The organism is Streptomyces sp. NPDC025721 (assembly GCF_055558595.1).
Genome location: NZ_JBVHMF010000012.1, coordinates 1 through 17,271, shown reverse-complemented (window position 1 = coordinate 17,271; position 17,271 = coordinate 1). Strand labels below are relative to the sequence as shown.

Below are 17,271 nucleotides of genomic sequence, written 5' to 3'. Positions count from 1 at the left end.
CCGCCGCGCCCGGCTGCGCAATTACCCGGCCCGCACAGCCTTCCCCGCCACGCCCCCGGAAAGCCGTCTCCGCGCGCTCCCGCCGCGCGCGGCACATTATCCGACCGCGCCGATGTCCTCCGGACCCGGACCACCAGGGGCCCGCAGGCCCGCTCGACCGACGCGCCGCGTCCGGCCCCGCCCCTGTCCCGGACCGCCAAGGGCCCTCCGCAGCCGAGGTGCCGTACCGCCCTCGCCGCACCCGGCCTCCTTCGACAGGCCGCCCCCCCGACCGACCCTCACCCTCCCGCCGCCCGCCGCCCGCCGCCTCAACGACTGGCGGCCACGCGCCCCCCGCCCGCCCGGGCGGCGCACCCGCACGTCGCCATCCGGACCTGCGGTCCCAGACACACTCCTCGGGCAGCTCCGACCGGGACGGCCGGGCCTCAGCGCCACGGCTGACACCCCCGGCGGCACCGGCCTGCCTCCGGACGGCCACGCGACCTCACGCCAGGACCGGCGGCGCAGCCGGACCTCGGCGTCCGGGCCCGCTCCTCGGACCGCCGCGAGACCCCGTCCACGTCCGAGCGGAGCGGCCGGGGCTCGGCGACACGGCTGGCGCTCCCGGCAGCCCCGGCCTGCGCCGGACCGCCGCGAGACCTTGGGCACGTTCGACCGGGGCGGTCAGCGGCTCGGCGACGCGGCTGGCGGCAGCGGGCCGGGGTGTCGGGGGGTCAGCGGGCCGCCTTGGCCGCGGCGAGGAGTTCCTCGGCGTGGGCGCGGCCCAGTTCGGAGTCCTCGAGACCGGCGAGCATGCGGGAGAGCTCCTTCACCCGGGCCTCGCCCTCCAGGATGGTGACGCCGCTGCGGGTGACGGACCCGTCGTTGGTCTTCTCGACCAGGAGCTGCCGGTCGGCGAAGGCCGCGACCTGCGGGAGGTGGGTGACGACCACGACCTGCGCGGTGCGGGCCAGGCGCGCCAGGCGGCGGCCGACCTCGACGGCCGCCTTGCCGCCGACTCCGGCGTCCACCTCGTCGAAGAGGTACGTCGGCACCGGGTCGGACCCGGCGAAGACCACCTCGACGGCGAGCATGACGCGCGACAGCTCACCGCCCGAGGCGCCCTTGGCGATCGGCCGGGCCGGGGAGCCGGGGTGCGGGGCCAGTTGCAGCTCCACCTCGTCGGCGCCGGTCGGGCCGAAGGCCACGGCCCGGCCGCCCACCTCGATCCCGGCGTCCGGCTCGGCCGTCTCGGTCTGCCGGATCGCGACGCCGACACGGGCGTGCGGCATCGCCAGCTCGGCGAGTTCCGCGGTGACGGCGGCGGCGAAACGGTCCGCCGCCTCGCCCCGCGCGTCGGTCAGGTCCTGGGCGAGCGCGCCCAGCTCCGCGCGGAGCGCGTCCCGCTCCGCGGTGAGTCCTTCGATCCGCTCGTCGTCGCCCTCGAGTTCGCCGAGCCGCGCGGCGCTCTCCTCGGCCCAGGCCAGCACGCCGTCGATGTCGACGCCGTACTTGCGCGTCAGATGCGCCAGTACGGACCTGCGCTCCTCGACGGCCGCGAGCCGCAGCGGGTCGGCGTCCAGATTGTCGGCGTATCCCGCCAGCTCGCCCGAGACGTCACCGAGCAGGATGCCGATCTCGCCGAGCCGGGCCGCCAGGCCCGCCAGCTCCGGGTCGTGCGCGCTGACCGCGTCCACCGCGCGCTGCGCCCCCGCGACGAGGGTGCCCGCGTCCACGCCCTCCGGGTCCTCCGGGTTCCCCGCGAGCGCCGCGTGCGCGATGGCCGCCGCGCTCGCCAGCGCCTCGGCGTGGCCGAGGCGGGCCGCCTCGGCGGCCAGTTCGGTGTCCTCGCCCGCGACCGGCTCGGCCGCCGCCACTTCCTCGATGCCGAACCGCAGCAGGTCCGCTTCCTGCGCGCGCTCCCTGGCCCGCGTCGTCAGCTCGTCCAGCTCCGCCGCGACCTCCCGCAGCCTGCGGTAGGCCGACCCGTACTTCGCCAGCGGCGCCGCGACGGCGTCGCCCGCGTACCGGTCCAGGGCCTCGCGCTGCCGCGCCGGGCGCAGCAGGCCCTGCTGGTCGGTCTGGCCATGCACGGCCACCAGGTCGTCCGCCAGCTCGCCGAGCAGCCCGACCGGGACGGTACGGCCGCCCACGAACGCCCGTGAGCGGCCTTCCGCCGAGACGGTACGGCTGATCAGCAGCGCGCCGTCGTCCAGCTCCGCGCCCGCTTCCTCCGCCCGTACGGAGGCCCGGTTGCCGGGGGCCATCGTTATCCGGCCCTCGACGGACGCCGCCTTCGCGCCGATGCGTACCAGCGCAGGATCGGCCCGGCCGCCCAGGAGCAGGCCGAGGCTGGTCACGACCATGGTCTTGCCCGCACCGGTCTCGCCGGTCACCGCGGTGAAGCCGGGTGAGAGTTCCACCACGGCGTCCTCGATGACCCCGAGCGACCGGATTCGCATTTCCTCCAACACGGGTACGACCATACGAGGTTTGCGCCCCGCCGCGCGACGGTCCCCTGCGGGGGGCGGTGCGCATCTCCGTGGCTCGGCCCCGAACGTGTCACCCTCTCGGAGTGGGCAAGCGTCTTCCGGGGCGCGGCCCCGGGCCTTTCTTCGCCGGGGCGGCACACCGGTCTTTTCAGGGGCGGCTGGGGCTGCGCGGCCCGCCGAAGCGCTCCGGCGGGGCACCACCGGCCCCAGCGGGGCAGACCGGCTGTTCTCGGGCCGACGGCCCGGTGGGGGCTGGTCGCGCGGTTCCCCGCGCCCCTAAGAACCAGGCCCTGCGCAAGGGCAGCACCCTGTCCTCACGCCCGCGACGGGCGCCCGCCTGCGCGTAGCGAACGGTCCGCCGTCAGGCGGGTTATTGGGGGGCGCCGCGCCATCCGGCGACGGGGAGGGCGAATTTGGCGACGAGACGGTCCGTGAAGGAGGCGTGGTGGAGCCGGGCCAGCCGCACGGGCACGGCGCCCCGGCGGACTTCGACGCGGGCACCGGCGAGAAGCTCGACGGTGCGGCGGCCGTCGCACCACAGGACGCCGTGCGGCGTCTTGGGCTGGACCTCGACGGCGAGGACGGAGCGGGGCGAGGTCACCAGGGGCTTGGCGAAGAGGGCGTGGGCGCTGATGGGCACCATCAGGAGCGCTTCGACCTCGGGCCAGACGACGGGCCCGCCGGCCGAGAAGGCGTAGGCGGTGGAGCCGGTGGGGGTGGCGCAGACGACGCCGTCGCCGCCGAAGCGGGAGACCGGGCGGCCGTCGACCTCGGTGACGACCTCCAGGAGGCGTTCGCGGGACGCCTTCTCGACCGAGGCCTCGTTGAGCGCCCAGTCGGTGTGCACGATGTGCCCGTCGTTGCGGACCAGGACGTCGAGGGTCATCCGCTCCTCGACCTCGTACTCGCGGGTGACGACGCGGTCGACGACCTTGTCGAGGTCGTCCCGCTCGGCCTCGGCGAGGAAGCCGACCCGGCCGAGGTTCACGCCGAGCAGCGGGACCCCGGAGGCGCGGGCGAATTCGGCGCCGCGCAGCAGTGTGCCGTCGCCGCCGAGTACGACGATCAGCTCGCAGCCCTCGACGGACTCGGGCCCCGGCTCCGTGACGTGCTCGACCTCGGCGGGCAGCGGCAGGTCCGCGGCCTCCTCGGCGAGCAGCCGTACGCCGATCCCGCACCTCAGCAGCCCCTTGACCACGCGTTCCGCACTGCGGATGGCGGCCGGGCGGCCGGTGTGGGCGAGCAGGAAGACGGTACGGGCGCCGCCCGGTCCGCACTGCGCGTCGCGTCCGGCTTCGGATCCGGTTCCGGATTCGGTCTTGGTGGTCAACGGGGCCCCTCCGCCACAGCACGGTCGACATCGGCCGGGTCCAGAGGAGGCGCACCGGCCCGCAGCCACAGAAAATATTCCACATTCCCGGACGGTCCGGGCAGCGGACTGGCCGTGACGCCCAGCACCCCGAGCCCCAGCTCCGCCCCCTGAGCGGCGACCTTGCGTACGCTCTCGGCCCGCAGCTGGGTGCTGCGGACGACGCCACCGCTGCCCAGTCGTTCCCTACCCACCTCGAACTGCGGCTTCACCATCAGTACGAGATCGGCGTCGGGCGCGGCGCACCGTACGAGCGCGGGCAGCACCAGACCGAGCGGAATGAACGACAGGTCGCCGACGATCAGGTCGACGGGGGTGCCGTCGATGTGGTCGAGCGTCAACTCGCGGACGTTCGTACGGTCCTTGACGGTGACGCGGTCGTCGCTCTGCAACGACCAGGCCAGCTGGCCGTAGCCGACGTCGACCGCGACGACCTCGGCGGCGCCCGCCCGCAGCAGCACATCGGTGAAGCCGCCGGTGGACGCGCCCGCGTCGAGCGCCCTGCGGCCCTCGACGGTCAGCCCGCGCGGCTGGAACGCGGCGAGCGCGCCGGCCAGCTTGTGGCCGCCGCGCGACACGTAGTCGGGTTCGTCGGCGTCCCGCGCCACCACCACGGCGGCGCTGGTCTCCACCTGCGTGGCCGCCTTCGTGGCGGTCGCGCCGCCGACGGTCACCCGCCCGGCGGCGATCAACTGGCTTGCGTGCTCCCGCGAGCGCGCGAGACTCCGGCGCACCAGCTCGGCGTCGAGTCGGCGTCGTGCCACCACGTACGGTTCAGCTCCTGTTCTCGTCCAGCGCGGCGAGTGCGTCCCGCAATCCGCGGTGCGCGTCCTCGTACACCTCTATGTGTCCCGCGGTCGGCAGTTCGTCGGCGTCCGACAGCCGGGCAACCGCCGCGTCCACGTCGGCATTCCCCGTCTCCCGCAGCACCACGCCGAGCGGTACGGGACCGGCCGCCTCCGGGAGGGCGTGAACGGCCCCGTCCGCCGGTCCGGCCGCGTCGGCGTCCTGCGCCGGTGCAGCGTCCGGCGCCTCGTCGCCGTCCGGTGCCGGTGCGGCACCGGACGGCCCGAAATTGAGGTCACTCACCGCCGTTACCCGCCTCAGGCCCCGGTGCGGACTTCTTCGCGGGCGTGGCCTTCTTCGCGGCGGGCGCCTTCTTGGCCGCGGCCTTCTTCGTCGTGGCCGTCCTGGCCGTCGCCGACTTCTTCACCGCGGCGGTCTTCTTGACGGCGGACGCCTTCTTCGCCGCGGGGGCCTTCTTGGCTGCCGTCTTCTTGGCCACCGTCTTCTCGGGTGTCGCCTTCTTCGCCGTCGCCTTCTTCGCCGGGGCGGTGCCTTCCGGCTGTTCCGGCGTCGCGGGGGCCGCAGGCGCCGGAGGGGCCGCCTGGGCCGGAGTGGGCCTGGCCGGAGTGGTCTTGCGGGTGGCGGACTTCTTCGCGGGCGCGGTCTTCTTGGCCGCGGCCTTCTTGGCGGACGCGGTCTTCGTGGCGGCCGGGCCCGTACCCGCGGTGGCGGTCTTCCGGGTCGGGGCGGCCTTCTTCGCCGCCGGGGAGGCCGGGGAAGCCGGAGCGGCCGGAGAAGGAGTCGCCGACTTCTTGGCCGCCGTCTTCCGCGCCGAAGGCGCCTTCTTCGCCGCCGCCTTGCGGACCGCGGTCGACGCCGTGCCCTTGGGAGCGGTCGCCGCGGCCGGGGCCGCCTTCTTCGCGGGCGCGGCGGCGGGCGCCGCGTCCGGCTCGACCTTGACGTGCTGGACCGGCGGGGCGGCGCCGCGCCGGGGAGCCGCCTCCGAGGGCCGGGCCTGCCCGGCACCGCTGTCGGCCGCGTCCTCGTCGGTGGACTCCAGGTTCCCGATGCGCCGTTCGAGCGTTTCGAGGACGACACCGACCTTCGTCACTTCGTCGGCGAGGCGGCCGACCCGGCTCATCGTCTTGTCGACTTCGTCCCGGATGAGTCCGAGGAGCAGGTCACGGTTGGCCCGGCCCGAGGCCATCAGCTCGTCGGCGAGGGTCTGGACTTCGGCCGGAATGGCGGAGCCGATCCTGCGCTGGACGGCGTCGACGTCTATTCCCGTCTGGTCGAGCAGCTCCCTCGCCGCGTCGATCGTGCGCCGCCGGGTGGCCTCGGTCAGGCCGCCCGCGATCTGTAGACAGGTACGCAGCGCGTCCCGCATCGCTCACACTCCTCGCCTCGCCGTTGACGTATCCGGTCACGACGCTACCGCGTATCGCGACCGCGGCCCGAGCACGGTGCCCCGCGGTGCTGCGGTAGCGTCGTCCGGACGTGCGCGCGGACCGCGCACGATCCGGCACGATCCAGAAGGACACCGCACCGATGGCGACGATCGAGGAGTGCCGCAGCGCGCTCGACCGACTGGCGGCGAACCTCGCCGACGCCGAGGGCGGCGTGCGCTCAGCCGCCGCCATGGACCGCTCCCTGAGCTGCCGGATCACCGATCTGGACGTGACCTTCGTGGGGCGGCTGTCCGGCGGCCGGATCGAGGACGTGACGACCGTGCCGGGCACGCCCGCCGACAAGGCGCAGATCAGGCTGACCATGTCGGGCGACGACCTGGTCGCCCTGGTCGGCGGCGAGTTGAACTTCGCCAAGGCGTGGGGCAGCGGCCGGGTCAAGCTCCAGGCCGGCCTGCGGGACGTCCTGCGTCTGCGGTCTCTGCTGTAAGCGGGCCGGGCGCGGAGTCACCGGATCCGGATACGGAACCGGCTTCCGACGCGGAGCCACGCGCGGCACCTGACCCGGAATCCGACACCGAACCCGGCCCCGAGCCTGGCACGGCATCAGACCCGGCCCCCGGCACGGAACCAGACCCGGAACCGGGCACGGAATCGACGGGGTCGGAACCCGTACCGGACTTGACGCCGGGAGCCGGTTCCGAGTCCTGGCCCGGCTCGGCGTCGGTGAGGGTCGCGCCGGCCGCCACCGCACCGGCCCGCCGCGCGGCGGGCACCACCAGCGGCGTACCGCTCTCCGGGTCCTCGATGATCCGGCAGCGCACCCCGAAGACCCGCTCCACCAGCTCCGCGGTGATGATCTCGGCGGGCGGCCCCTGCGCCTCGATCCGGCCGTCGCGCATGGCGATCAGGTGAGTGGCGTAGCGCGCGGCCTGGTTGAGGTCGTGCAGGACGGCGACGAGCGTACGGCCGCGCTGTTCGTGGAGTTCCGCGCAGAGGTCGAGCACGTCGAGCTGGTGCTGGATGTCGAGGAAGGTGGTCGGCTCGTCGAGCAGCAGCAGCGGGGTCTGCTGGGCGAGGGCCATGGCGATCCAGACGCGTTGGCGCTGTCCGCCGGACAGTTCGTCGACATAGCGATCAGCCAGGGCGGTGACGCCGGTCGCCGCCATCGATTCGTCGACGATTCGCTCGTCCTCGGGCGACCACTGCCGCAGCAGCCCCTGGTGCGGGTACCGGCCGCGCGACACCAGCCCCGACACGGTGATCCCGTCGGGCGCCACCGAGCTCTGCGGGAGCAGCCCCAGCGTCCTGGCGACCGCCTTCGCGGGCAGCGTGCCGATGGCCTGGCCGTCCAGCAGGACCTGGCCCGCGGCCGGCTTCAGCAGCCGCGACAGCGCGCGCAGCAATGTCGACTTGCCGCAGGCGTTCGGTCCGACGATGACGGTGAAGGACTGGTCGGGTATGGCGACCGACAGCTCCTTCGCGATGACCCGCTGGTCGTACGCGAGAGTGACGGACTCGGCGGCGAGGCGGGTCATGCGGGACGCTCCGTGTTCTGCCGAAGGGGTCTGGCGGGTGGTGTCTGCCGGTGGCCGCGGCTGCTTCCGTCGGCCGCCGCGGCGCGGTCTCAGCCGCGCTGTGAGCGCCGTACGCTCGGGGCCGGCCGCGCCCTGCGTACGTTCCGGGTCGACCGCGCTCCGCGCGTTCTCCGTACGCTCCTCGCGTTCCGTACGCGTCCTCATATCCGTCCGGCCCTCCGCTCCGCGATCAGCAGCCACAGCAGATAGCCGCCGCCGAGCACGCCGGTGGCGACACCGACCGGCACTTGGCCTGAGCCGAAGGCGCGTTGGGCGGCCAGGTCGGCGGCGACGAGCAGCGCGGCGCCCAACAGCGCGGACGACAGCAGCGAGACACCCGGCGAACGGGTCAGGCGCCGGGCCAGTTGGGGCGCGGTCAGCGCGATGAAGGCGATGGGGCCCGCCGCCGCGGTGGCGGACGCGGTGAGCAGGACGGCGCCGAGTACGACGATCAGCCGGGTGCGTTCCACGCGGACGCCCAGCGCCGCCGCCGCGTCGTCGCCCATCTCGCTGATCCGCAGCGCGCGTCCCTGGGACAGCAGCAGGGGCATGAGGACGCCGCAGGCGACGAGCAGCGGCCAGACCTGGTTCCAGTCGCGGCCGTCGAGGGAGCCGGTGATCCAGACGATCGCGCGGGCGGCGTCCACGAAGTCGGCCTTGACCAGCAGATAGCTGTTGACGGCCGACAGTACGGCCGAGGCGCCGATGCCGATCAGCACCAGCCGGTAGCCGTGCACCCCGCGCTTCCAGGCCAGCACGTAGACGGCGATGCCGGTGAGCAGTCCGCCCGCGACCGCGCCGATGGAGACCTGGTAGGCGCTGCCCTTGAGCAGCACGATGACGATCAGCGCGCCCGCGGCGGAGCCCTGGCCGAAGCCGATGACGTCGGGGCTGCCGAGCGGGTTGCGGGAGACGGTCTGGAAGGCGGCGCCCGCCATGCCGAGCGCGGCGCCGACGAGCAGCGCCACGATCACCCGCGGCAGCCGCAGGTCGCGGACGATGAACTCCTGGGCGGCGGTGCCGTGTCCGGTCAGGGTGCGGACGACGTCGAGCGGGGCGATGGCGTAGTCGCCCGTGCCGATCAGGACGACGGAGACGGCGAGGGCCGCGAGCAGCAGGACGCAGGAGACGGCGGCCGCGCGCCGGTCGAACCGGACGGACAGTCCGCCGCGGGTGCGCAGTACGGGTTCTCTCACAGTTCGGCCATCCTTCGGCGGCGTACGAGGGCGATGAAGACCGGTCCGCCGAGGACCGCGGTGACGATGCCGACCTGGAGTTCGGCCGGGCGGGTGATGAGCCGTCCGACCACGTCAGCGCCGAGCAGCAGCACCGGTGACAGCACGGCCGCGTAGGGCAGGATCCAGCGCATGTCGGGTCCGGTGATGCCGCGTACGACGTGCGGCACCATCAGGCCGATGAAGACGATGGGCCCGCAGGCGGCGGTGGCCGCACCGCACAGCAGCGTGATGGAGATCATCACCAGCACGCGGGTGCGGGTCAGTTTGGCCCCGAGGCCGCGGGCGGTGTCGTCGCCGAGCGCGACGGCGTTGAGCGGCCGGCCGCTGATGAACGCGAGTACGGCGCCGGCCAGGAGGAACGGGGTCACGTAGCGGACGGTCGCCATGTCGGCGGCGGCGAGCGAGCCGACCTGCCAGAAGCGCATCCGGTCCAGGGCCGCGTTGTCGCTGAGTTCGACGGCGGTGGTCCAGCCCTGGAGCACGGCGGTGACGGCGGTGCCCGCGAGGGCGAGGCGGACCGGGGTCGCGGACCGGCTGCCACCGATGACGTAGACCAGCGCCGAGACCACGGCCGCGCCGCCGAGGGCGAACCACACGTAACCGCTCATGCTGGTCACGCCGAAGAAGCTGATCGCGGAGACGACGGCCGCCGCGGCGCCCGCGTTGACGCCGAGCAGTCCGGGGTCGGCGAGCGGGTTGCGGGTGAGGGCCTGCATGGCCGCGCCCGCGACGCCGAGCGCGGCGCCGACGAGGAGTCCGAGGACCGTACGCGGCAGCCGCAGTTTGCGGATCACCACGTCGTTGTCGGTGCCCGCGTAGTGGAACAGCCCGTGCCAGACCTGGTCGACGGGTATGTCCTTGGCGCCGATGGCGATGCTCGCGAGGGCCACGACGACCAGCAGGCCGACGGCGGCGAGCAGTCCGGCGGCGCGTTTCGCGTTCGCCCGCGCGACGCTGCCGCGGCGTTCGACGGCCGGTGGGCCGGCGACCTGCTGTCCGGTGACCGGAGCGGGTGGGGAGTGACGATCGACCAACACGGTGATTAGGTTAGCCTAACCTGGCCACCTCAACTCCGAGCAGAGCGGCTGTCTTGATGAATCCCCCTCGTTTCTCACCCATGTCCGGAATGTCGCGGCGCGGCGTGCTCGCCGTGGGCGGCTCCGTCGGTATCGGCGCCCTGCTCGCGGCTTGCGGCGGCTCCTCCGACAAGGACTCCAAGGACTCGGGCGCCGACTCCGGCGGCACGGCGGACTCCGGCGCCAAGACCCCCGCGGGCCCCTGGTCCTTCACCGACGACCGCAAGACCACGGTGAAGCTCGACAAGACCCCCGCCAAGCTGGTCGCCTACGTCGGCGCCGCCGCCGCGCTGCACGACTACGGCGTCGAGTGCGTCGGCGTCTTCGGCCCGACCACGGTCAAGGGCGGCGGCGCCGACGCCCAGGCGGGCGACCTCGACGTCAGCAAGCTCACCGTGGTCGGCAACACCTGGGGCGAGTTCAACATCGAGAAGTACGCGGCCCTCTCCCCCCAACTGCTGATCAGCCACATGTACGAGGCGCCGACCCTCTGGTACGTGCCGGACGAGAGCGCCAAGAAGATCCTCGGCATCGCGCCCAGCGTCGGCATCAGCCTCAAGGGCGTCCCGATCACCACCCCGCTCCAGCGGTACGCCGAACTCGCCGCCTCCCTGGGCGCGGACATGAACTCGACCACCAACGCCGCCGCCAAGGCCCGCTTCGAGAAGGCGTCCGCCGATCTGCGCGCCGCCGCCAAGGCGTCCGGCGGCATCAAGGTGATGGCCGCCTCCGGCAGCGCCGACTCCTTCTACGTCTCGACCCCGCCCTCCGCGTCCGACCTCAGCTACTACAAGAGCCTCGGCGTCGACTTCATCGTCCCCGACAAGGTCGAAGGCGGCTTCTTCGAGACGCTGAGCTGGGAGAACGCCGACAAGTACAAGCCCGACATCATCATGCTCGACAACCGCACCGCGACCCTCCAGCCCAAGGACCTGGCGGCCAAGCCCACCTGGGCGCAACTGGCCGCCGTCAAGGCCGGACAGGTCATCGGCTGGCCGAGCGAGCCGATCTTCTCGTACGACAAGTGCGCCGCCCAGATCGAGGCGCTGACCAAGGCCATCGCCGGTGCGAAGAAGGTGAGCTGACGCCGTGTCCACCGCGCCCTACCTCTTCTTCCACCCCCGCGTCCTGCGCACCGAGCGGCTGTCGCCCACGCTGGTACGGATCGTGCTCGGCGGCGACGACCTGGCCGGCGTCGTGAGCGGCGGCCGGGACCAGCGCTTCAAGCTCTTCCTGCCGCAGCGGGGCCAGACCCGCCCGGTGCTGCCGGAACCGCTCGGCGCCGACTGGTACGCCGACTGGCGCGCCCTCGACCCCGACGTCCGCGGCATCATGCGGACGTACACGATCCGCGCGGTCCGCCGCGACCCGCTGGAAATCGACATCGACTTCGCCCTGCACGGCGACCTCGGCCCCGCCTCCCGCTGGGCCCAACAGGTCAAGCCCGGCGACCCGGTGAGCATCCTCGCCCCGGCAGGCGAGGACAACGGCGGCGTCGACTTCCAGCCGCCCGCCGGTACCGACTGGGTGCTGCTGACCGCCGACGAGACCGCGCTGCCCGCCGTGGCGAGCATCCTGGAGTGGCTGCCCGCGGGCATGCCCGTCAAGGTCTGGATCGAGGTCGCCCACCCCGACGACCGCATCCCGCTGACCACCGACGCCGACGCCGACATCACCTGGCTGGTACGGGAACACCCCGGCGCCGACCGCACCGCCGCGCTGCTGGCCGCCGTCCGCGACGCCGGGGACCTGCCCTCCGGCACCCCCTACGCCTGGATCGCGGGCGAGGCCGCCTCGGCACGCGCGCTCCGCCGCCACCTGGTCAACGACCGCGGCATCGACCGCAAGGCGATCAAATTCACCGGCTACTGGCGGCACGGCGTCACCGAGGACGACCTGCTGGCGGCGGCCGTCGCGCAAGCCGAAGCCGAGGCCGAGGCCGAGGCGGGAGCCGAAGCCGAGGCGGGCGCGAAGAGCGAGGCCACGGCGGACGCGGACGCCTGACCCGGCCGCGCGCCACGGGGCGCGCACCGCATGGCGCGCACCGCATGGCGCACCGCGTCAGGCGGGCGGGTGCGGCGCGGTCAGACGCGCCCGCGCGGGTCAGCCGGGCTCAAGTGCCGGGCCGGGCCCGCATCATGGAGCCCGCCTCAGAGCCCTGACCGGGCTCAGAGCGCCGGCCCGCCTCCGAGCACCGGCCCGCCTCAAAATCCCAGCCGGGCTCAAAGGCCCAGCCACGCTCAAAGACCCAGCCGCGCCAGTGCCTTGTCCGCGTCCAGGCCGCACGTGCCGTCGCCCGCCGACGTCCAGGCCGCGGCGCACAGCGCGCGCAGTCCGTCGAGCGCGTCGCCGTCACCGTCGAGCACGAGCGCGTCCGAGGCGGCGGAGGCGGTCCAACCCCCGCAGCGGAAGCCGCCGTCGGCCGCCGTGACCTCCGGCTGCGCGGCCAGCAGCCCGCGCAGGTCGGCGGCGACATACGTGGGACGGTGGCGCGGCTCGGCGGCGAGCAGGTGGGCCGCGTCCGTCACCCCGGTCAGCACGAGCAGCGAATCCACCTCGCCTGCGTACGCGCCCTCGATGTCCGTGTCGAGCCGGTCCCCCACCACCAGGGGCCGCTTCGCCCCCGTCCTGATCACCGTCTCGCGGTGCATCGGCGGCAGCGGCTTCCCCGCGACCTGCGGCTCACCGCCGGTCGCGATCCGTACGACCTCCACCGCCGCGCCGTTCCCCGGCGCGATCCCGCGCGCGCTCGGAATCGTCAGATCCGTGTTGGACGCGAACCACGGCACGCCCCGGTTCACCGCGTACGCCATCTCCCCGAGCTGCGACCACCGCAGGTCGGGCCCGTACCCCTGCACGGCCGCCACCGGCTCGTCGTCCGCCGACTCCACCGGCCGCAGCCCGCGCTCGCGCAGCGCCGCGAACAGCCCCTCGCCGCCCACCGCGAGCACCTTCGCCCCCTCGGGCACCTGATCGGCGATCAGCCGCGCCACCGCCTGCGCCGAGGTGATCACCTCGTCGGCCTCCGCGGGCACCCCGAGGTCTGTGAGGTGCTCCGCGACGGCCTGCGGCGTACGCGAGGCGTTGTTCGTCACATAAGCGAGACGCATCCCATGCCCGCTCGCCGCGGCCAGCGACTCGACCGCGTGCGCGATGGCGTCACCGCCCGCGTACACGACCCCGTCGAGGTCGAGGAGCGCCGTGTCGTACGCCGTGTCCAGCGGTCCTTCGGTGCCGTTCGGACTGGTCCGGTGGGTCATGACGGGCTCGCTCCTCGGGGTGTCGTCGATGACCCCGATCATCCCTCATGGCCGCCCCGGACATAGCATGCGCTGATGACCAACTCCGGACTCAACGGCGAGCACGGCCTGCGTCTGAAGCCCTTCCGCGGGCTCCGCTACGTACGACAGCGCGTCGGCAGCCTGGCCGCGGTGACCTCACCGCCGTACGACGTCGTCGTACGCCCCGACGGCCAGCGGCGGTTGGAGACGGCCGACCCGCACAACGTCGTCCGGCTCATCCTCCCCGAGGCCGAGACACCGGCCGCCCGGCACGGCAAGGCCGCCAGGACCCTCACCGCCTGGCTCGATGAGGGCGTCCTCGCCGCCGACCCGCTGCCCGCCCTCTACGTCTACGAACAGCGCGACGGCGACCACCTCCAGCGCGGGGTGATCGGCGCACTGCGGCTCACACCGCCGGAGGACGGCGTCGTCCTGCCGCACGAGGACGTCATGCCCGGCCCGGTCGCCGACCGCGCGGCCCTGATGCGCGCGACCGGCGCCAATCTGGAGCCGCTGCTGCTGTCCTACCGCCAGGGCGACGCGACGGCCGCCGTCATCGACCGCACCGCCGCCGACGCCGAGCCGCTGCTGGCCACGGTCACCGAGGACGGGGTACGGCACCGGCTGTGGGCGCTCCCCGACCCCGCCGACCACGCGGCTGTCGAGGCCGATCTCGCGTCCCACCAGGCCCTGATCGCCGACGGCCACCACCGCTGGGCGACCTACCGGCTGCTCCAGGCGGCCCACCGCCCCGGCACCCCCTGGGACTACGGCCTCGTCCTGCTGGTCGACACCGCCCGCTACCCGCTGCGGGTACGCGCCATCCACCGCGTCCTGCCCCGGCTGCCGCTGGCCGACGCGCTGGAGGCCGCCCGCACCACCTTCCGCGTACGGCCGCTGCCCGGTCCTTCGCTGGCCGGCGCGCTCGACGCGCTGGCGCAGGCCGCGGACGACGGCAACGCCTTCCTGCTCGCGGGCGACGGCGGCTTCCACCTGCTGGACCGCCCCGACCCGGCGGCCATCGAGCGCGGCGTACCGGCCGACCGCCCCGCGCAATGGCGCCGCCTGGACGCCGCCGTCCTGCACAGCCTGCTGCTCGACGACGTCTGGAAAGTCCCCGACTCCCCCGAGGACATCCGCTACATCCACGACACGGCCGCCGCCGTCGGCCTCGCGGAACGGCTGCACGGCACGGCCGTCCTCATGCACCCGGTGCACGAGGACGTCGTCCGCGACCTCGCCCGCCAGGGCGTGACCATGCCTCGCAAGTCCACGTCCTTCGGCCCGAAACCGGCGAGCGGACTGGTGATGCGCAGCGTCGGACTCGGCTGATCCGGCGCCTCGTCCGGGTCGTGGCGGAGGCGGGGCGGAGGCGGGGCGGAGTCGAGGCGCGGGCGGGTCGTAGCCGGGCATACGAGAGGGCGGCACCCGCGGTGTGCGGGTGCCGCCCTTTCACGTGGGACGCGTGCGGGTGTCAGTCCTCGTCGTCGCTCTTCGGCTCGCCGTGGGCGGCGGGCTCGCGGAACGGCGAGTCGAGGAAGGAGGACGGGGCGGCGCCGTCGGCCGCCTCGGCCTTCTGCCCGGCCTTCTCGGCGTCGTCGGAGCCCTCTGCGTCGTGGGCGCCTTCGTCGTCGTCCTCGTCGTCCGAGTCGTCCTCGTCCGGCGCGGACTCGTCGGTACCGCCGGCGGGCTCCTCGGAGGTCTCGGAGGTCTCGTCGTCGTCCTCGTCGGAGACGTCCTCGTCGGAGACGTCGTCGTCCGAAACGTCGTCGTCCGTGTCGTCGGCGTCGTCCTCGTCGTCCGCCGCCTCGTCCGTCGTGTCCGGCCGCTGGGGCTCGGACTCGGACTCGGCCGCGTCGTCCTCGTCGATGGCGTCGACGAATTCCACGCCGTCGAGCTGGGCGAGGCGGTCGGAGGCGTCGGTGGTGCCGTTGTGGTCGGCTTCGAGCGCCTTCGCGAACCAGTCGCGGCCCTCGCGCTCACGGCCGACGCGCAGCAGCGCGTCCGCGTAGGCGTACCGCAGGCGGGCGGTCCACGGGTGCACGGCGTTGGACGCCAGCTCGGAGCTCTGGAGGGTGACCACCGCGGCCTCGTCCTGGCCCATGTCCTGCCGGGCCCCGGCCGCGACCAGGCGCATCTCGACCTGGCCGGCCTTGTCCAGCTTGTGCACCTCGGGGGCGCCCGCCATCTCCAGCGCGCGCTCCGGACGGCCGAGACCGCGCTCGCAGTCCGCCATCACCGGCCACAGGTCGACGGTGCCGGTCATCCGCCGGGTCGCCCGGAATTCGGCCAGCGCCTCGGCGTACCGCTCACTGGCGTACGACGCGAAGCCCGCCGCTTCCCTGACGGCCGCGACGCGGGACGCAAGACGCAGCGCGACGCGCGAGTACGCGTACGCCTGCTCGGGCTCCTCGTCCAGCAGCCGGGCCACCATGACGAGGTTGCGCGCCACGTCCTCCGCGAGCGTCTTCGGCAGGCTCATCAGCTCCTGGCGCACGCTCGGGTCGATCTCGTGGCCGGTGACCTCGTCAGGGATCGGCAGCCTGCGGACGGGCTCCCGCTCCTCACGGCGGTCGTCCCTGCCCCGGTTCTCGAACCGGCCGCGGCCCTCGACCACGGGGCGACGCCCCTGGCCGCCACGGTCCCGGTCGTCGTCCCGGCGCGGGCCACGCGGACGGTCGTCACGGCGGTCATCGCGGCGGTCGTCGCGGGGCCGGTCGAAACGGGGACGGTCGTCGTCGCGGCGCGGACCGCGCGGGCGGTCGTCACGCGGGCCGTCGAAACGGGGACGGTCGTCACGGGGCCTGTCGTCCCTGCGGAACCCGCCACCGCCGCCACCGGGGCGGTCGTCACGCGGGCGGTCGTAGCGCGGCCGGTCCTCACGGGGACGGAAGCCACCGCCGGACCGGTCGTCGCGCCGGTCGTCACGCGGCCTGTCGAAGCGGGGGCGGTCGTCACGGGGCCTGTCGTCACGGGGACGGTCCTCGCGCGGGCGGTCAAAACGAGGCCGGTCGTCACGCGGGCGGAAGCCACCGCCGCCACCGCCGGAGCGGTCGTCGCGGGGGCGGTCCTGGCGCGGGCGGTCGTCCCTGGGACGGTCGTCGCGGGGGCGGTAGCCGCCACGGTCGTCCTCACGGCGCGGGCCACGGGGACGGTCATCGCGCCGGTCGTCACGCGGACGGTCGTCACGCGGACGGTCGTCACGACGGAAACCACCGCCACCGCCGGGACGGTCCTCGCGCGGGCGGTCAAAACGAGGCCGGTCATCGCGCGGGCGGAAGCCACCGCCACCGCCGCCGGGCCGGTCCTGACGGGGCCGGTCGTCCCTGGGACGGTCGTCGCGGGGGCGGTAGCCGCCGCGGTCGTCCTCACGGCGCGGGCCACGGGGACGGTCGTCGCGCCGGTCGTCACGCGGACGGTCGTCACGACGGAAACCGCCACCACCGCCGGGACGGTCCTCGCGCGGGCGGTCAAAACGAGGCCGGTCGTCACGCGGGCGGAAGCCACCGCCGCCACCGCCGGAGCGGTCGTCGCGGGGGCGGTCCTGGCGCGGGCGGTCGTCCCTGGGACGGTCGTCACGGGGGCGGTAGCCGCCGCCGGCCGGAGGACGGCCACCACTGTCGCGGCGGTCGTCGCGCGGGCGGTAGCCGCCACGGTCGTCTTCGCGACGCGGGCCCCGCGGACGGTCGTCACGTCGATCGTCGCGACGGAAGCCGCCGGTGGGACGGTCACCGTCCCGCCGCGGACCGCTGCTGCGGTAACCCCCGCGGTCGCCGCCGCCGTTCGGGCGCGAGTCCCGGCGTTCGGGACGCTCGGGCCGGTCTTCAGGCGAGTTGGGCATCGACGTGACTCCTGTCGGATCGTACTGCTGTAGTGCGAGTCTCTCGCCATGACGGAGAGGACGCGCACCGAAGAACAACGAAAAAAGACCCCCGGTCCCAGCGCTTAGGCCAGGACCGAGGGTCCATAAAGATTGTTCGGCGGTGTCCTACTCTCCCACAGGGTCCCCCCTGCAGTACCATCGGCGCTGAAAGGCTTAGCTTCCGGGTTCGGAATGTAACCGGGCG

13 protein-coding genes, 1 rRNA gene and 2 pseudogenes are annotated in these 17,271 nt (G+C 74.2%); 5 read left to right on the top strand and 11 right to left on the bottom strand.

All coding sequences use genetic code 11. The features are described 5' to 3' along the window. Positions 1–713 precede the first annotated feature (713 nt). The 5 genes from recN to ACZ4EF_RS18520 form a co-directional block, all read right to left on the bottom strand. Positions 714–2,465 carry a DNA repair protein RecN gene (gene recN, locus ACZ4EF_RS18540; protein WP_391048619.1) on the bottom strand — a complete coding sequence of 584 codons (1,752 nt, stop codon included), beginning with the start codon at positions 2,463–2,465 and terminating at the stop codon, positions 714–716. Between the two features lie 376 nt (positions 2,466–2,841). Then, the gene (locus tag ACZ4EF_RS18535) at positions 2,842–3,801 is read right to left on the bottom strand and encodes an NAD kinase (RefSeq protein ID WP_355333527.1); all 960 of its coding nucleotides are present in this window, start codon (positions 3,799–3,801) and stop codon (positions 2,842–2,844) included. Then, the gene (locus ACZ4EF_RS18530) at positions 3,798–4,604 is read right to left on the bottom strand and encodes a TlyA family RNA methyltransferase (RefSeq protein WP_391048624.1); all 807 of its coding nucleotides are present in this window, start codon (positions 4,602–4,604) and stop codon (positions 3,798–3,800) included. Before ACZ4EF_RS18530 ends, ACZ4EF_RS18535 begins: the two co-directional genes overlap by 4 nt. Positions 4,605–4,614: 10 nt before the next feature. Continuing rightward, positions 4,615–4,929 (bottom strand): hypothetical protein, encoded by a 315-nt coding sequence (locus ACZ4EF_RS18525; protein ID WP_467505410.1) that lies wholly within the window; start codon positions 4,927–4,929, stop codon positions 4,615–4,617. After that, positions 4,922–6,013 carry a histone gene (locus tag ACZ4EF_RS18520; protein ID WP_467505408.1) on the bottom strand — a complete coding sequence of 364 codons (1,092 nt, stop codon included), beginning with the start codon at positions 6,011–6,013 and terminating at the stop codon, positions 4,922–4,924. The genes ACZ4EF_RS18525 and ACZ4EF_RS18520 overlap by 8 nt, the downstream gene beginning before the upstream one ends. A gap of 161 nt (positions 6,014–6,174) precedes the next feature. Between ACZ4EF_RS18520 and ACZ4EF_RS18515 the strand changes: the two genes are divergently transcribed. Continuing rightward, entirely contained in the window at positions 6,175–6,522 is a 348-nt protein-coding gene (locus ACZ4EF_RS18515; RefSeq protein ID WP_355333615.1) for an SCP2 sterol-binding domain-containing protein, read from the top strand. Positions 6,523–6,772: 250 nt separating this feature from the next. Here ACZ4EF_RS18515 and ACZ4EF_RS18510 read toward each other — a convergent pair. The 3 genes and pseudogenes from ACZ4EF_RS18510 to ACZ4EF_RS18500 form a co-directional block, all read right to left on the bottom strand. Next, positions 6,773–7,570 (bottom strand): annotated as a pseudogene (locus ACZ4EF_RS18510) (ABC transporter ATP-binding protein); the annotation flags it as partial. 200 nt (positions 7,571–7,770) lie between these two features. Further along, positions 7,771–8,805: a FecCD family ABC transporter permease gene (locus ACZ4EF_RS18505; RefSeq protein WP_467505406.1), complete on the bottom strand. Its 1,035-nt coding sequence runs from the start codon at positions 8,803–8,805 to the stop codon at positions 7,771–7,773. Continuing rightward, on the bottom strand, positions 8,802–9,767 hold the full coding sequence (locus tag ACZ4EF_RS18500) for a FecCD family ABC transporter permease (RefSeq protein WP_355333618.1): 966 nt from the start codon (positions 9,765–9,767) through the stop codon (positions 8,802–8,804). The genes ACZ4EF_RS18505 and ACZ4EF_RS18500 overlap by 4 nt, the downstream gene beginning before the upstream one ends. A gap of 197 nt (positions 9,768–9,964) precedes the next feature. Between ACZ4EF_RS18500 and ACZ4EF_RS18495 the strand changes: the two genes are divergently transcribed. Both ACZ4EF_RS18495 and ACZ4EF_RS18490 read left to right on the top strand, forming a co-directional pair. Continuing rightward, positions 9,965–11,008, top strand: a complete 1,044-nt coding sequence (locus ACZ4EF_RS18495; protein WP_391048636.1) for an ABC transporter substrate-binding protein — start codon at positions 9,965–9,967, stop codon at positions 11,006–11,008. A 4-nt stretch (positions 11,009–11,012) separates the two neighbouring features. Beyond that, positions 11,013–11,927, top strand: coding sequence for a siderophore-interacting protein (locus ACZ4EF_RS18490; RefSeq protein WP_467505404.1), 915 nt, complete (start codon positions 11,013–11,015; stop codon positions 11,925–11,927). Positions 11,928–12,163: 236 nt separating this feature from the next. Here ACZ4EF_RS18490 and ACZ4EF_RS18485 read toward each other — a convergent pair whose 3' ends face one another. Beyond that, positions 12,164–13,183: an HAD-IIA family hydrolase gene (locus ACZ4EF_RS18485; protein ID WP_391161361.1), complete on the bottom strand. Its 1,020-nt coding sequence runs from the start codon at positions 13,181–13,183 to the stop codon at positions 12,164–12,166. Positions 13,184–13,258: 75 nt separating this feature from the next. Between ACZ4EF_RS18485 and ACZ4EF_RS18480 the strand changes: the two genes are divergently transcribed. Then, positions 13,259–14,536, top strand: coding sequence for a DUF1015 domain-containing protein (locus ACZ4EF_RS18480; protein WP_467505401.1), 1,278 nt, complete (start codon positions 13,259–13,261; stop codon positions 14,534–14,536). A gap of 382 nt (positions 14,537–14,918) precedes the next feature. Here the strand turns inward: ACZ4EF_RS18480 and ACZ4EF_RS18475 are convergent. Further along, a pseudogene (locus ACZ4EF_RS18475) lies at positions 14,919–15,746 on the bottom strand (hypothetical protein); the annotation flags it as partial. Between ACZ4EF_RS18475 and ACZ4EF_RS18470 the strand changes: the two are divergent. Further along, positions 15,717–17,078, top strand: coding sequence for a hypothetical protein (locus ACZ4EF_RS18470; RefSeq protein ID WP_467505399.1), 1,362 nt, complete (start codon positions 15,717–15,719; stop codon positions 17,076–17,078). The pseudogene ACZ4EF_RS18475 and the gene ACZ4EF_RS18470 sit on opposite strands and share 30 nt — an antisense overlap. 101 nt (positions 17,079–17,179) lie before the next feature. On the opposite strand, the gene rrf is transcribed toward ACZ4EF_RS18470, so the two are convergent. Then, positions 17,180–17,271, bottom strand: a 5S ribosomal RNA gene (rrf, locus tag ACZ4EF_RS18465); the annotation flags it as partial.